This is a genomic window from Phormidium sp. CCY1219 (assembly GCF_055795085.1).
Genome location: NZ_JAYFEQ010000556.1, coordinates 1 through 14,679 on the forward strand (window position 1 = coordinate 1; position 14,679 = coordinate 14,679).

Annotated in this window: 11 protein-coding genes; all 11 read right to left on the bottom strand. The window is 50.7% G+C overall.

From position 1 onward, the window contains the following. Nucleotides 1-178: 178 nt before the first annotated feature. On the bottom strand, nt 179-2,410 hold the full coding sequence (locus tag AC0QH1_RS15420) for a hypothetical protein (RefSeq protein ID WP_324632085.1): 2,232 nt from the start codon (nt 2,408-2,410) through the stop codon (nt 179-181). 17 nt (nt 2,411-2,427) lie between these two features. After that, nucleotides 2,428-4,341 (bottom strand): cache domain-containing protein, encoded by a 1,914-nt coding sequence (locus tag AC0QH1_RS15425; protein WP_324632086.1) that lies wholly within the window; start codon nt 4,339-4,341, stop codon nt 2,428-2,430. Between the two features lie 58 nt (nt 4,342-4,399). After that, nucleotides 4,400-5,812 (bottom strand): hypothetical protein, encoded by a 1,413-nt coding sequence (locus AC0QH1_RS15430; protein WP_324632087.1) that lies wholly within the window; start codon nt 5,810-5,812, stop codon nt 4,400-4,402. Between the two features lie 76 nt (nt 5,813-5,888). Further along, nucleotides 5,889-6,938, bottom strand: a complete 1,050-nt coding sequence (locus tag AC0QH1_RS15435) for a phage tail protein (protein ID WP_324632088.1) — start codon at nt 6,936-6,938, stop codon at nt 5,889-5,891. A 130-nt stretch (nt 6,939-7,068) separates the two neighbouring features. Further along, nucleotides 7,069-9,288 carry a putative baseplate assembly protein gene (locus AC0QH1_RS15440; protein ID WP_324632089.1) on the bottom strand — a complete coding sequence of 740 codons (2,220 nt, stop codon included), beginning with the start codon at nt 9,286-9,288 and terminating at the stop codon, nt 7,069-7,071. 53 nt (nt 9,289-9,341) lie between these two features. Then, nucleotides 9,342-9,758 (bottom strand): GPW/gp25 family protein, encoded by a 417-nt coding sequence (locus AC0QH1_RS15445; RefSeq protein WP_324632090.1) that lies wholly within the window; start codon nt 9,756-9,758, stop codon nt 9,342-9,344. A 290-nt stretch (nt 9,759-10,048) separates the two neighbouring features. Then, the gene (locus tag AC0QH1_RS15450) at nt 10,049-10,342 is read right to left on the bottom strand and encodes a PAAR domain-containing protein (protein WP_324632091.1); all 294 of its coding nucleotides are present in this window, start codon (nt 10,340-10,342) and stop codon (nt 10,049-10,051) included. 124 nt (nt 10,343-10,466) lie between these two features. Beyond that, nucleotides 10,467-12,623: a VgrG-related protein gene (locus AC0QH1_RS15455; protein ID WP_324632092.1), complete on the bottom strand. Its 2,157-nt coding sequence runs from the start codon at nt 12,621-12,623 to the stop codon at nt 10,467-10,469. Nucleotides 12,624-12,829: 206 nt separating this feature from the next. Next, a complete protein-coding gene (locus AC0QH1_RS15460; RefSeq protein ID WP_324632093.1) occupies nt 12,830-13,309 on the bottom strand; it encodes a CIS tube protein in 480 nt (159 codons plus the stop codon). A gap of 74 nt (nt 13,310-13,383) precedes the next feature. After that, nucleotides 13,384-14,091, bottom strand: a complete 708-nt coding sequence (locus AC0QH1_RS15465) for a hypothetical protein (RefSeq protein ID WP_324632094.1) — start codon at nt 14,089-14,091, stop codon at nt 13,384-13,386. 12 nt (nt 14,092-14,103) lie between these two features. After that, a partial coding sequence (locus AC0QH1_RS15470; RefSeq protein ID WP_442957320.1) for a phage tail protein occupies nt 14,104-14,679 on the bottom strand: 576 nt, incomplete at its 5' end.

Here is a 14,679-nt window from a genome sequence, read left to right on the forward strand (position 1 = left end):
TAGGCTGGTCAGGTGGTTAGAAGTACAAGCCCCTGGCTTTAGACATGGGGTTGGTTTCTACGGAGTCCCTGACTTCTTTTCTCTCCTCTCCTGAACTTCGGCAACGCAAAAGCGGAATTTTTCGTTGCTGGAATGCACCCCTGTACGCACCAGGGTTTTATCGCTCAATCTTGCAATGTTAGCGGGCATCGCAGCCTAACGTTTCGAGTCTTTTCTCCGATTTTAGTCTGACTTCCTGACTGTCATCAGTTCCCCCAGCGATTAGAATCTTTTCTTCCAAAACTTTGATATCCGTACTGTTAAAACTGCGGTTGTTTAATGAGTAAATTTCCTTACTGTGTTCTACCAACCGGGTGCCATTGGGGCGCAAAGGCCAGAGCATCACGCGCCCGTCGTCGCCGCCACTGACCAGATAGCAACCATCGGCACTAAATGCCACCGATCGCACTGGTTCGCCTTGATGTCCGTCGTTCCAAACTTCTCGGATTTCGCACTCACCGCCTGCAGACAAACAAGGCTGCATATTCCACAGGGTAATATATCCTTGATTGTCTGCCGTGACCACTAAATCTGGGTTAAATTCTGCCGTATCGATGCTGGTGATGTAGTTTTCTTTGCCGCCGTCGCGATAGGGAACGACAAATTGGCTATCCTCGATCCAGTCCCAGACGACAAAATTATTGTATCGTCCCACCACTGCCAATTTTCTATCGTTTCGCCCGACAAATTTTAAGGCCGAAATGGCAAAATCAAAGGGTTGACTGAGCATGGGTGGCATGGGTTGCAGGGAATTGCGATTTTTCCCGGCGGTCAAGTTAGATTTTAACACATCCCACTGATGCACCCTGCCACTGCCATGACCGCTAAATAAAAACCGAGAATCTTGAGTGAATTCCAAGGCAAAAACCCGGTCATCTTTTTCGGCGATAAATAAAGCCAGGGGGCGATCGCCTTTTTGAATCAAGTCCCAAACCAGAATTTCCCCATTTTCCAACCCCGTGACCACGAAATTGTTATTCACCGGGCGATAGCGAATCACTCGCACCGCTTTATCGTCGGATTCTTGCGGACGAAACAGTTTGGCAATTTGCTGGTTTATCCATTGGAAATAGCGGTTGCCGCGATAATTGATTTCCCGCAGTTCTTGGTTAGCGAGCGGATTAAAAAAGCCGGCTACATTCCATTCGATGAGTCGTTGGTCATTCGACCCGCTGACCAATCGTTCTCCCATGCCATTAAATTGCACGGAATTCACCGTATCTTGATGACCGAAAATCGGGTTTTGCGGATTGAGCCAGGAAAACCACCAGACCAGATAAATGATGCCTAAAATTCCCACAATTTGCAGCCAGAGGGGCGTGATGGGTTTAACCGACAGTTGCAAGCTGTGCTTGTCGTTGCGGGTATCCACTCGCCGTGCGGACCAGGAGGCTGCCACTTCCAGTAACAGTTTTTGGGTTTTGCCGAACCAGGGGCGTTTTTTGTCGGCAGTTAAGAAGAGTTGGCTGACTTGTTCGGGTTCGACTTGTGCGGTTTCGGGGGTAATTTCTATGGTGCATTTTCCCCTATCTTCGCCGCCAATTTCGACGCCGATTTCTTGATATAAATTGCTGGCGTTGTTAAATTCGAGGGTGTAGGTGATGGGGTTGGAGCGCCAAAATTTCCAGGCGAATTTTTCGGGGATGTGGTGGGTTTTGGGAGTGGCACTGAAGTCGAGAAATCCCATTGGCAGGACTTCCAGACGACCTTCGATTTGGGAGGCCGGACCGTTGGAATGAGTGGCTACGATCGCGAAATTGTGGAGTTGAGAGGGGGCTTGAATGCCAAACGGGGGTTGGCAGGTAAAAACCGTTTCGGCTTGTTTTCCCGGGGCCACTTGCAGGTGGCGTTCCGGGGTGGATTCGGTCCAACTGCCATCGATGCCGGTGAGGGTGAGGGTAACGTAAGTGAGCAGTTGACCCGGGTTGTAGACGCGCACCGGGATGCTGGCGCGATCGCCGGGATAAATCTGAAAGTCCTGGACGGGTAAATCGAGCTGTAACGGGGTTTTACCGATTCCTTGTTCGACGATTAAGCGCAGGATTTCCCGGGTTTCGTCCGGGAGTTCCAGGGAAAACACCCGCACTCTGACGTTCATTAGTCCCACGAAACCGGGCACCGGCGTGTCGGTGATGGAGATGCGAAATGAGGTGACATCCCCGGGGGGTTTTTTGCTGCTAACGGTAGGGGAGATACTGTACCAATCCGAACTGCGATTTTCCGCTGCACCGGCGGCGGTGAGTTCCACCCCAAAACTGGCAAAGCGATCGCTTCCATTCACCACCGTCACCTCCAACGATGCCGGCTCTCCTCCGGGAGTTAAATGAAGTTCCTTTTGCGAGACAATTGTATTGATTACCGCAGTTGCCATTGTATTTTCCCCGCCTTTTAACTATGGGTAGATTGCAATCCGAATAAGGTCGCCATGCGATTTTTAATCCAAGTCATGGGATTGCGATCGAAACTGTCCTCATCATCGAGCAGTCCCATTTTCTGTAGCAGTTCTTTTCTCGATTCTAATTCAGCTTTATGTTCGTGTAAAGCTTCGGCGATTTGTTCTGCCATATCTTGATAATTTCTCAGCAGCTTTTGCAACCCTTCTCTATCCAACACAAATAACACCGTATCTTCGCAGGTGCGAACCGTGGCAGTTCGGGGGATTCCCAACAACAGAGAAAGTTCGCCAAAAAATGCCCCAGAACCCAGTTTGGTGAGGAATTTATCGATTTTTTCCACATAGATTTCTACTGTGCCTTCTAAAATAATATAAAATGCATCGCCCGGTTCGTCTTCGCGACAGACAAATTCCAAGGGATAAAGGATTTTACGATATCCTAAATCGATGAGTTTTTGGATTTCGGCGTCGCTAAAATTTTGAAAATAGGAAACTTTTCGCAGTAAGTCTGCGAGATTGATATGTTGGTATTTATCGGCTTTACTGCGGGCTTTGCGAGAGCGCACGAGCAATTCTTGCAAGTAATCGCTTTCGGTGAGTTGAGAAAGCATGATGGCTTTTTTGGCTTTGTCGCTTTCGCTTTTGAGCTGTTGCAATTGTTGTTTCATGCCTTGCTCGCGGGCGTAGATGCGACTGGCCATATCTTGAAAGACGCGGGCGAGTTGGCCCACTTCGTCATTGCGTCGGGTGACGTCGGCCAGATTTTCCGGTTTGAAGTGTTCCGCTTCGATATCCTGCGCCGCCGCACTCAGACGCAGAATCGGTCTGATGAGCCAGCGGGCGATCGCAATTCCCAGGAAGATGGCCACCACCAGAGCGATCGCCAGCAGGATAATCGTCACCCGGGTTTGGGCTTGTACCGGCCCCATAAAATCCGCTTCCGGTACCACGGCGACGATCCACCAATCCAATCGGCGCTCGTCTTCAATCGGATTGACTATCACTAACTGGGATTTGCCATCCAGATTGAATTTGAGCGTGGTTTCGCGGTTTATCCCCTCAAAGCTGCTAAACCGTTCCATGACCTCTTGGGCCGTGGCTTGGATTATCGGATTCGTACTGGCGATCGCCGCTCGACGCTGCGGTTCGTCATTTTCCATGACAAAGGGGTCTTCCGCCGCCGATGTGGCGACGATTTCCCCGGCGCGATCGACAATAAAGACTTCTGCGGTAGGAGAAATGGTTAACTCGCGCAACCATTCGCTCAGGTGCGTTAGAGAAATATCCACCGCCAACACCCCCTGGAGTTGATTCCCATTCTGGTACACCGGGGTGATGGCGGTAATTGTCAGCACGGAGTTAAAAACGTCGAAATAAACGGAACTCCAGGTCGGTTCGCCCACTTCTACCGCTTTTTGATACCAGGGTCGCACTCGCGGATCCGATGGGGATTGACTGATTAACCCCAATCTGTCGCCGCGATCGTTCAATTCGTAGGTTTCTCGAACCTGTGCGGTAGTGGGGTCTTTAATCACGAGCAAGCTTTTCGAGTTGGCGTCATTTTGCACCCCGAGAATGTCTCCCTGTTGGTTAGCGTAATAAATGTAATCCCAGGAATCGGTAATGGTAGAGTGATACCAAAAATAGGGTTGGAGTTCGGTGAAATTGTCCAGATTCAATTCTCCCGCACCCACGCTGGCGAGGGTCATTTGATGAAAAAGGTGGGGGGCGGTGACGTAACTTTTGACTTCCGTTTCTACGCGATCGCTGATTTCTTCACCCAAGCGCGTCACCAATTCGTTCACCGACTGTTGAGTGCTGCGAAAAGACAGCCACCCGGTCAATCCGACGCTGACGACGATTGGGAGGACGATAACGGTAGGGACGATTTTGCGGATGGAAACCATAATTGCTCCTGAGGCTGCCTAAGTGCCATAGTTGTTACTCAGTTTCCTGCCTTTCCGGTTAAGATTCCCTCTCGGGAATGGCTTGCATTAACTGCATCATTTGCCGACGCGATCGCGCGTAATTGAGGATATTAATCCCCATCTCTTGGGCGGTGCGAATTGTTTCTCTACTCAGGGACAGCTCTTCATCCAATCCCCATGCGGAAGATAGATTCCCCAGCACTACAATAATTCCACCACCTGCAAGTAATTTAATCGATTGTCCGTTCACCGGGGGAAGGGCTGCAAATAAAAACGGTTGGGTTCGCAAGGGGTGAGTTCGACTCAAGCGATCGAGGTCTTCTAGAGGTTGACCGAGTTCTCGGGCAAAGGTTTGAAACTCCTTAGATAATTCGTCAATCTGTTCGATTAGGGATTCTTTTACGCCCTTAAGTTCGGTTTGCAATGATTCGGTTATTTCGGCAAAATTGGCGAGCTTTTCCTCTCGTTCTGGGTCATCTTTTGCCACAGTTGTTCCGTTCGCCAGACGATTCAGGGCTTCAATTAGCTGATACTGCAAGGAAATCAATTCTTCCACTTTGCTTCCCTGGATTTCCGCTTCGACAAATAGCACACCCCCGCGTTCTACATACTGTTTTAATATGGCTCGTTCCTCCGAGTTAAGGGAACGGGAGGGCTGACTTTTCAGATAAACCAGGTCATAAGTCACTAACTGTTCCAGTTCTTCTGTAGAACGCAAACTAAACTGGCCAATATCTTCCGACCCTTGCAAACGCGGATATAATGCCTCCACCGATTGTAACAAATAAAATAGATGAGAAAAATCCACCTCATCCTCGGCAGAATTTTGGGTAATTTGACCGAGGCGCACCAACCCTTGTGGACGCGATCGCGCTTGGGGCCGATAGCGCAAATCCAAATTATTGGAACTCGGATAAAATACATCGGCGGGCGGCGATAACTGCACTTCCCCGGGTTCGAGAAAAATGCGGCACAGTTCCACTTCCCAAGGTGCAGGCGGGGTATTTTTTTCGTCAATCCGAAAGGTTTCGGTCACCACATCGCCATTCCCATTAGTAGTAGTTTGGCGCTGCAGTTGGTCGGGGTCTACATAACTGACCACCAAATACACCATTAGCGCTTCTTCATGCACCACCTCGGAACTAATTCTAAAATCAATCGGTTCGGGAATCACAATCACATTGCCAAACAAATCGATAGCAACGCCCGGTTGAATCTGCACCCAACGATTGTCGCGATATTTGGGGATGACCTCGGCGGGGGGTTCGACGATTTGCACCCCCATATCGCTGACAATTCCCGGTTGATTGAGGGATTGAAAATGAGCGTTTTGCCGCTGACGATGGTACTCGTGGGCCAATCGCCAGCGATCGGCATTAATCAGCAATCCATCATCGACCTGTAAGCGATTTAAGGGTTTGACATTCGGAGGAGGCCAGGGTAGAGTCATGTTAAAATTACATTGCTAGCAATAAACAGTTAAAATCCGGGACTTGCTGCCAACTTCCAGTTAGCCATAATTCCATTTATTCTCCCGTCGGTTCGATATAAAGCTCGTAAGTACAAAATGCCGGCTTTTCTTGTTCGACAATTTGTCGCACCAACCTTTCATCAATTTGATTGGCGGTTGGGGGGCGCAACTTGACGATAAAATGATAGGGTTGACCGCCGCCAATAATCGTATCTTCGCCTAAGCGACTTTGTCCCATTACCAACCCTTGGGTAAACACTTCTTGAATGCTGATATGTTTTTCCGCTTCGGGAAGATGTTCGTCTAGGGGTAAATTGGTGTACAAATACAGATAAAACCGCAATCCTCGACGAGTGCCGCGCCAGCGATATAATTCGATCGCGTAGCGAATCAGATACCGCTGTCGGGTTCGACTCAAACGCGGGTCGATTTTCCACCCCACCCAATAGGCGAGAAATGGCAACAATGCCTCAGGTGCGGTTAGGGGGTCTAAATAGGCCCACAGGGCATCTAATGCCTGCACTGCCGGTTCGAAACTCTGCTCGAAAACCTTCAGCAACCGTCCGATAAAATCCACTTCCCGGTACAGTTCGGGCAAAAAGTCCAGATATAGACTTCGGGGTCGGATGTAAAGGGTAAAGGACGCCGATTCGTTTTGGGTTCTGGTGGTATTTGCGGCGCGAAAAGAGACGTAAATTCGTCCTTGATAATCCAACAGCAGGGATTGACCGGCTTGCAAGAATTCTTCGCGTTCGAAGAAGGCTTGGGGGATGCGAAAATAAAGGACGGCTTCAATTTTTCCCCCGGGGGGGATTTGGTTGCCTTCGGTTCGCAGGCGATACCAACTAGCGGGAAAATTGCCTTCGACGCCCACATTTAATTGTAGGGTTTGGCTGCCGATGTTTTCCAGCTTGACGAGTATTTCGCTAGGTTCTCCGGGGTAGAGGAGCAAGCCACAAGGGAGAGTTCCGGAGAGGGGAACCGCGCTGGTTTCCACGATATCGAATGCCTCGGCGAACCGTCCCACGGGCTGAATGGGAGCCTCTGGCAGTTGCATCGGCACCAATTGCACTCGTAAGGGTAGTAGGTCGCGGGCTTGAGTCATGGGAGGGTTGGGGTGGAGGTTGAGCGATCGCGGTTTTCCTGTGGAACGGGGGTGCGAGCCAATTGGCGGCGAATGGGGGAAGGGAGATGAGGTAGAGAGCCAGCAGGCGATCGCGTAGCCAGTGGGGGCTTTAAATCAAGCTAATCACGTGACCCGATCGCAAGCTGTCATTGCGCCAGGAACAGATCAACCCCACTGGTCCGGGATTAATCACGGGTTCGCGGGGCAAGGTTCTCACCCAGCCGCTATTTTGCCGACGCAGTTCGAATAACTGCACCGCTCCTAAATAGAGGACGCCGGGAGTATTTTGCAGCAGGGTGACGATATCCGAGGGATACAGGGGACGTCCGAAAGGCCAGCCGTTGCCCGTCGGTCCGCCGGTAATCGGATTGAGAAACCGATACAATGCCACCTGCATGGAAAATAAAATCTGTCCGGCGGCGGTGGGGTTTTGATATTCCGGTTCCAAGGCGACTTCGGTTTGGACGGCGACGCCGAGATATTCCGGTTGCCGACATTGTACTTCCACGCCGAGGAGTCGTCGTTCGTCGAGATAGGCGGTGACGCGCTCGATCAGGGTAGGGGAGAGGCTCAACTGTGCCGGGTCGATGCCGTAACCGCGTTCGATGCTTTGGGTATCGGGTTTGGGAACCAGCAGCAGGCGAACGGTGCCGGCTTGGTCTTTGCGGGTGGGGGAGAGACAAAGACTGCGGGAGATCGCGCCGCTTCCTGCTTCTAAGGCGAGGGCTTCAAAGTCTTCTACGGTAACGGCGCGATCGCGGGTTCGCAGCATTCGCGGGACGCGAATCGCCGCTTCCTCGAGAGATTCTCCATCGGCTCCATTGCGCGCCGCTTTATGATTGACCACTCGGGCCACATAGGGGACGGCAGATTTGACGATGCCAATGGTGCCGGCTTGCACGTTGCCTTTCACGCCTCCGCCAGTACGATAGGCGACCATCTGAATGGAGGCTCCGCGCGGGGGTACGGCTCCATGTTGCCGTTCCATCGATTCGGGGGGGGCGGCGTGCTGTAGGGCGTTGCCATCCCGGGCGGTGGTGAGGGCGGCTGATTCCGGGGGTCGGGTCTGCGATCGCTCCCGCCACCGAATGCGGGCGCTCAGTTCGGTGGGTTCTCGAATCAGCGGCCCAAACTGCACGATCCCGGTAATCGAATCTAGGGTATAGTGCAAATCTTCCGGCCCGGAGTCGGCAAAATCATTGACTTCTTGCCACCGTTGTGGTAAACCTCCCGATGGGGTGACTAAAATATATTCCTCTTCTCCCCGAGGGAGGATGGGCACTCCTTGCAGTTGAAAGCTCTGCCCGGGGTTGCCGTCGCTTTCTCCCAAGATTTCATTGCGAATACTGGTACTCTGCGATGCGCCGACGGTTGCGCCAATCGACCGGGCACTCAATCCGACGATGCGCGGCGAACTGCTATATCCGGGTTGATTCGGTGCGGGGGGTGAATAGACGCAGCGCACCCACCGCCCTCGGTAGGTGAAAAAGTGGGTGACGGGCCAGACTTTGGGCATGTGCAGCAAGATGTCTGCGCCGGAAAGGGGGTCGCCGCCTTGGCGCACTAATTGGCTATAGCTGAATCCCTGGGTTTTGTCGTCGCTTTCGCGCAGGAGTATGGGTTCCCAGGTGAGTCCGTTCCACCCTTGCCACTGTCTGGGGGGCATGTCGGGGTTGATGCCCGTGGAGGTGGCGGATTCTCCTTTCAGGTTGAGGGCGATCGCGTTGCCTTCGATGGGTTCTTCTCCATCGAAGACGAGATAAAAGCAGTTCCCCGGTTGCGGGCGATCGTCGAAAAATCCCAGTTCCGGTCCGTGCCAGCTTCCGTCTCGTTCCATCGTCCACAACCCAATGAAGCGATCGCGCAATATCTGTGGTTCGTCTTCGGAGGTCCCGGCGGTGAGCAAATGTCGAACCCTCGGATGGGCGATCGTTGCCGCAGTATTGGTACTGAACACGATCGCTTCTTCGGTTTCCGTGCGAACTGTGGCTACCTCGGTTCCCGCCGGTATGGTATAATTCTCCGGCAAGCTGGCACTCAAGTAAAAGGTGACGTCGGTTTGCGCCGGCGCTGGCGCTCTTAACCGGACGCCGAGCAGTTCGAGAAAGGTGACGTAGTTGCGACGCGGCACTTGATTGAACCGCATCAGCATTTGCTCGGTCATCCAGGCAAATAGTTCTACCAGGGTCATGCCCGGATCGCTGGGATTATAATTGGTCCACTCGGGACAGTAGCGCGGAATTCGCAACCGACATTCGTCTACTAAATCCTGAAAGCTGCGATCGTCTAAATCGGATTTTGGTAATTTCGGTAAAAAATTAAATTCCATTGCTGTTAAATTAACTTATCCCTCAAATATTTACCCGCCGCAATGCCCTCTTTCTAAGTAGATGGCATCAAATAAAACGGATAAACCATACTGCGAGAATCGTAGTTCTCTTTGAGGTGGTACTCGATAATAATGTTGACCCGTCCTTTTATCGGATCCGGTTCGGTGTACACCGCATCGAGGATGATTCGCGGTTCCCACAGTTCCAGCGCTTCCTCCACATACACCCGAATCATTAATAGGGTTTGGGTGTTCATTGGCGCAAAGGTCAGCTCGGATAGGCGAGACCCAAAATCCGGGCGATACACTCGTTCCCCAAGTTTGGTGTTCAGGATAATCCGAATCGACTCTTCGACATTACGAACGTCGGAACTCAGTTGCAGGTTGCCTTGGACGTTCACCCGCAAGGGGAATGCCCACCCGGTTCCCAGGTAATCGCGGTACTGACGAGTATTGTAATCCTCGGGCATGGATCGGTTCCCTGTGCATCACGGCTAGTTTACTAAACTCCCCCGATACCGAGTATTCGACGAAAGTCGAGGGTTCCAAATTGGCGATCGCGCTTCCCTTCCCAACCCCCTGCTTTTTATCTCTTAATTGCAACATCGACAGACAGGCAACACCCACCGCCCTGGGGAAATCCTCGGCGAAATTGATGTAATGCTTGCCATTACTTCCCAGTCGTCTTCAGCGCACTGTAGCTATGAGGCGGGGATTAAAATCCCCGTCTCTCTTGATTATGCACACTAGATGTAATACTTTATGGAGCAACCAACACCGAGACCCCGGTTCCCACCACCGGTAATGACAAGGGTACGGGTGGGATGGAGGCACTGACGCCAACGGCCATTGTTAGGGAATGAGCCACGGGACGCCCCATTGCCAACACTGTCACCGAACAAGGCATGACCAATGCGCCAGTTGCCATTGGTGCGCCGGCTACCACATCTCCCAAACAAGCTACCGGACGCCCCATCACTAACACCGTGGGTGCCCCCGGACCAACTATGGGACTCCCGCCGGCCACATCTCCTAATACCGCTATGGGTAACATGCTTTTTCCTCCTGTTTCGGGTTGGGCGATCGAACAATTACCCTTCGATTCTGCATCCCCCTAGAAGAATGCAACATTAGCCATTAGTCGCAATTGCCCGGGGCGATATTATTGCGCCCACACCCTAACAATTCAATCGGATTATCGGCGCTAAAATGCCCGCACTGGCACCGGCACTGACTTGATATGCCGCCCCAGAGGTCATGCTCATCGCCGCCCCAGAAGTCATGCTCAGCGACCCCGCCGCTTGAGAACTTAACGAACCGCCAGCTTGCAAACTCAATGTCCCCCCAGCTTGCGCGCTCATCGACGCCCCTGCTTTGAGTCCCACCTGCATTCCCGCCTTCACGTCCACATTCATCCCCGCCTGTAGTGCAATTTTCGCCGGGGATTTAATCTCCACCCCCGTTTGTCCGGTTACTTGCACCTTGGGACTGGTCATTTTAATCGCTTGATTCGAGATTTCAATACTACTCGGACCGACTTTTAACACAATTTTGGTCGTTCCCGTCAGGTGAATTTCCCCCGCATTGACGTTCATTTTTCGACTGCGCCCGGAACCTCCCGTTTTGACATTCATATCTCCTTTAGACACCACATCTATTTTCTTACTCCCGCTATCGTCCATCAAACACTGATGTCCGCCAGTGGTTTGTAATTCTACTTTCTTCTTTTTATCGTCAAGCTGCAAATAATGCGCGCCACTGGTTTTTAACTCGATATTTTCGTCGGTATCGTTCATGTGCAGTTTGTGTTTTTTCCCTTTAGCCGTTTCTAGATAAACCCCTTGTTTGCTGCTGCTTTTATCTTCTTCCACAAATTGCAATTGATGTCCGACCCGCGTTTTAAAAGTTCGCAGGCGCACTTTTCCACTAACCACAGAATCGGCAACTTTTTCGGGGGTTTTATCTTTCCCATTCCATACCCCGCCGAGTACGTAAGGGCGATGAATATCCCCATGTTCAAATGCAACTAGCACTTCGTCATTTACTTCGGGCAAACAGTCAAATCCGCGCGCGGAACCCGCCCCGATCGCCACCACTCTCGCCCAATTACTCTCGTGTTCTTCGGTTAAGGTGGGAAACTTCACTCGCACTCGCCCTAACCCATCCGGGTCTTCATTTTTAGAGACAATTCCAACTAAAAAAGTTTGTCCGGGTTCGAGACCCTTTTCCGGCGCAACACTATTGAACACATCCTCCCCGCGCAATCCTCTAACGCTAAATTCGGTACTGTAAACTCCATCTTGGTACAGATGTCGGGTTTCGGTGATATAATAATTCCCGCTGTATTTCCCCATCTCTGAGAGTTTCACCCGCTTCCCGACGCGAATTTTTGGATCTCCATCTGCAGTGGCATCCGCTTGGACGAATTCTCCGCCAATTTCGTCGCACAGTCCTTGGGCAATTTTATCCGCTTCGGCGCTACTAAATACGGGCCTATCCACGACAATGGTTTTCGGCGATGAGGGTTTGCCGTTAAATGCAGAACTGGTTTTTGTCCCGGATTGATATTGGTTGGAGGTCAATAATTGCGGGGAGTTTTTAGTGGAAACAATCGCTTTTTTTTGCTTGTAATCCCACCCGCGTACTTCCACGGATGCTACTTGTTCGGAACTGCTGACTCGCACTCGGAAGGTGCGGATGTCTTCTAACCATTGTAAGTTTAAGGTGTCTCCCGCTTTCGGTTTGCGGAAGTTTAATTTACCATCTTGGACGAACAGTTCAAACCCATTTCTCGCCGCGCGTTCCCGCAAAAATTCCATGTTGGTTTGGTTTTCTTGAAATACGTAATCATGCGCCGCGCCACTGGAATCTACGCTATCTGTGGAAATTCCTACTTCGGATGCAATTTTTTTCACGATGTCGCTGTCGCTGGCATTCTGGAAAGACCGATTGTGTCGCCCTCGGTGCAGTCGGTGGGAGACGTCATACCCGCGAATTATCATTGTGGCTTGCGATCGCTCGTTGAAATTGCTCTCAATACTGGTAATCTCCCCCACAAACAAACTTGGCTCTTTATTCTCTTCGGAAAACTCCTCCGCTTGGGTTGTACTAGCACTAAAGCCAATTTCTACAGACTGCCCGATTTCAAACAGTTTCTCGTGTCGCCAAGGGTCTCCACTCCCAGGAAAATAATCGTTATTGATTTTTAACTCAAACATCCCGGGTTGATGAATGCTCTCCTCTACCGCGATTTCCACTAAATCGTCAACTAAATCATCCGATATGTTTTTCCCTTTTATCTTGACAATCGGTTGGGCAATATAACGTGTAGCCATAATTATTTATCCCATTCAAATCACTATATTCGTTTCCTATTTTTTGGGAATATTCTCCGGTATAAACGCTTCGGAATATAATTTCTACTGTCGTCCAATCATTTTTCCCCTTGCTTATCAGTTATCGCGCTTTTCTACAGGGTTGAGTGATATCTGGATTCCCGCCTGCGCGGGAATTACAGATTTAGAAAACGTACCTCCTCCACTTATTTACCCGTAGATTTATCAATCTCGGTTAAAGTTAAATCCACGCGCGCTTGCACTGGAGTTCCATCGGATAAAAATCGCGTTAACCGATAGCTCAATCGGGTGACAAAACAGCGAATATATTGTTGCTGTCCCCAAGCGAAAATATAGAAAGGGGGTCGCTTTTCTGCACTTTTCCCTTTGCTGGAAAACTGTACCGCTTTTTTCAGCTTGTTGATATAGTCGAGAACGCTGGTTCCTGCTTCGTAGGTGTCAAAAATAATGTTGCTGATGCTTAAGGTGCAGGGGTCTCGATAGGCAAAGCTGACTTTCGGCAAACCAGAAGTGGTGCGCGCCCCTGCTTCGGAATTAACGTTCACTGAATAGTCAAACGTCAGTTCGGTAGGATTGAACATAAATTCAATGGTTTCGCTTTCGTCGGATATCAGTTTGGCTTTTTCTAGCTTTCCAGATGCAACGCTATTTCCTTGGGTTGGCATAAGTATCCTCACCGCATGAATTTTACTTCGTTTACCGTTTGCTGATGCTTTTTTCTGCTACAAGGGAGATAGACTTACCAGGACAAACGCCGTCCGTAGCGTCCCGATCGCTCTCGTTCCACTTCTAATCGCTCTTTAATCAGTTTGTGGACTTTTTGGGCAATCACTTCGATATTGTCCGCCTCTTTTTTCTCGGTACCATATCCCGGGGCGGTAATCGTCACTTCTCGGGTTCTCGGGTCACTACTGTCATAACTGGGAACAACTGACTGGGGAATGGTTGGATTAACTTCACGGTCTGGTTGAATCGGTTGCAACCCAAAGGGGGTAAATTCCCATTCCGTTACAGAATTTCGGGATAGGGATTGGGGAAAGATGCTTACTGAAGAGGCGATCGCAGGTTCTCTCGGCTTCCTTACCCCCTCTGACTGGGCGATCGCGACGGGCAATGCTTGCAAATTCCTCATCGCCCTTTCTCCCACAAATTCCCTTTGCCCGACTATCTCTTTTTGCCCTAATCCCTCTGGCGGTTGTGACAGCAAGGGAAATTCTCTGTGTGCTGCTCTCTCTCCAGCGCTGTCTTGATTCTCCTCATCCTCCCCTGACGATTCTGGCATTAAATCCACTATCGCCTCTAGGTCAAACGTCGTTATAGAATTTGCCCCCAACGGTTCGAGAAACTGTGGTTTTATTCCCCCAGTTGTCTGCAATAAGGGGTTTTTCAGTCCCAGGGGTTCCCGAGACATGCGATCGCCGTTTTGATGTCCACAATATCCTGCCATAATCACCCTGACTTAACTGCTCAGAAAGAATCCACCAGAATCTTTTGCCCGCCCGTTGCTATGAATTGTCGCACCTCCGCCCATCGCCTTTCCACTACTTCCATTCTCATTCACTACCACTTTCAATCCTTCAAATGCCAGCACTAATTCTTCAATCGCCACTGTCGCCGCATCCGCTTGTAACGGTGGCGCAGTCCACCCCACGGGTACCGCCCCAATTAACGTCCAGCATTGTATCGTTTCCCCCGCTTGGTTGAACAGCAAAATATTGATATTGCGCCGATGCGGACTCTCTTGCTTCCCATCCAATTGCGTCAGCATCCGCGACGCCCAGGCCCAAAATTCCGCATCGTTCGTCAACCCCCGTTTCAGGGTCACTTCCGAAAATTGCGCGTTTCCTAAAATAATTCGCTGCTGATGGTTCACCCCTCCTTCAAAATAGGTGTCGTAGTTGACTTTAACGCTCAACCCCGAACATTCCGTAAAACAGGCACTAATCGCACTGCTTTGCTCCATTTCTACATAAAATCGATTGGCCGTAATATAGTTGAGGCCATGTGTCTGAGTAGAATTACTTTTCGCCATCGG

Coding starts and splice junctions, on each gene's coding strand:
- AC0QH1_RS15420 (WP_324632085.1), bottom strand. CDS start 2,410: ATGGCAACTGCGGTAATCAATACAATTGTCTCGCAAAAGGAACTTCAT.
- AC0QH1_RS15440 (WP_324632089.1), bottom strand. CDS start 9,288: ATGGAATTTAATTTTTTACCGAAATTACCAAAATCCGATTTAGACGAT.
- AC0QH1_RS15455 (WP_324632092.1), bottom strand. CDS start 12,623: ATGGCTACACGTTATATTGCCCAACCGATTGTCAAGATAAAAGGGAAA.
- AC0QH1_RS15445 (WP_324632090.1), bottom strand. CDS start 9,758: ATGCCCGAGGATTACAATACTCGTCAGTACCGCGATTACCTGGGAACC.
- AC0QH1_RS15425 (WP_324632086.1), bottom strand. CDS start 4,341: ATGGTTTCCATCCGCAAAATCGTCCCTACCGTTATCGTCCTCCCAATC.
- AC0QH1_RS15465 (WP_324632094.1), bottom strand. CDS start 14,091: ATGGCAGGATATTGTGGACATCAAAACGGCGATCGCATGTCTCGGGAA.
- AC0QH1_RS15450 (WP_324632091.1), bottom strand. CDS start 10,342: ATGTTACCCATAGCGGTATTAGGAGATGTGGCCGGCGGGAGTCCCATA.
- AC0QH1_RS15430 (WP_324632087.1), bottom strand. CDS start 5,812: ATGACTCTACCCTGGCCTCCTCCGAATGTCAAACCCTTAAATCGCTTA.
- AC0QH1_RS15460 (WP_324632093.1), bottom strand. CDS start 13,309: ATGCCAACCCAAGGAAATAGCGTTGCATCTGGAAAGCTAGAAAAAGCC.
- AC0QH1_RS15435 (WP_324632088.1), bottom strand. CDS start 6,938: ATGACTCAAGCCCGCGACCTACTACCCTTACGAGTGCAATTGGTGCCG.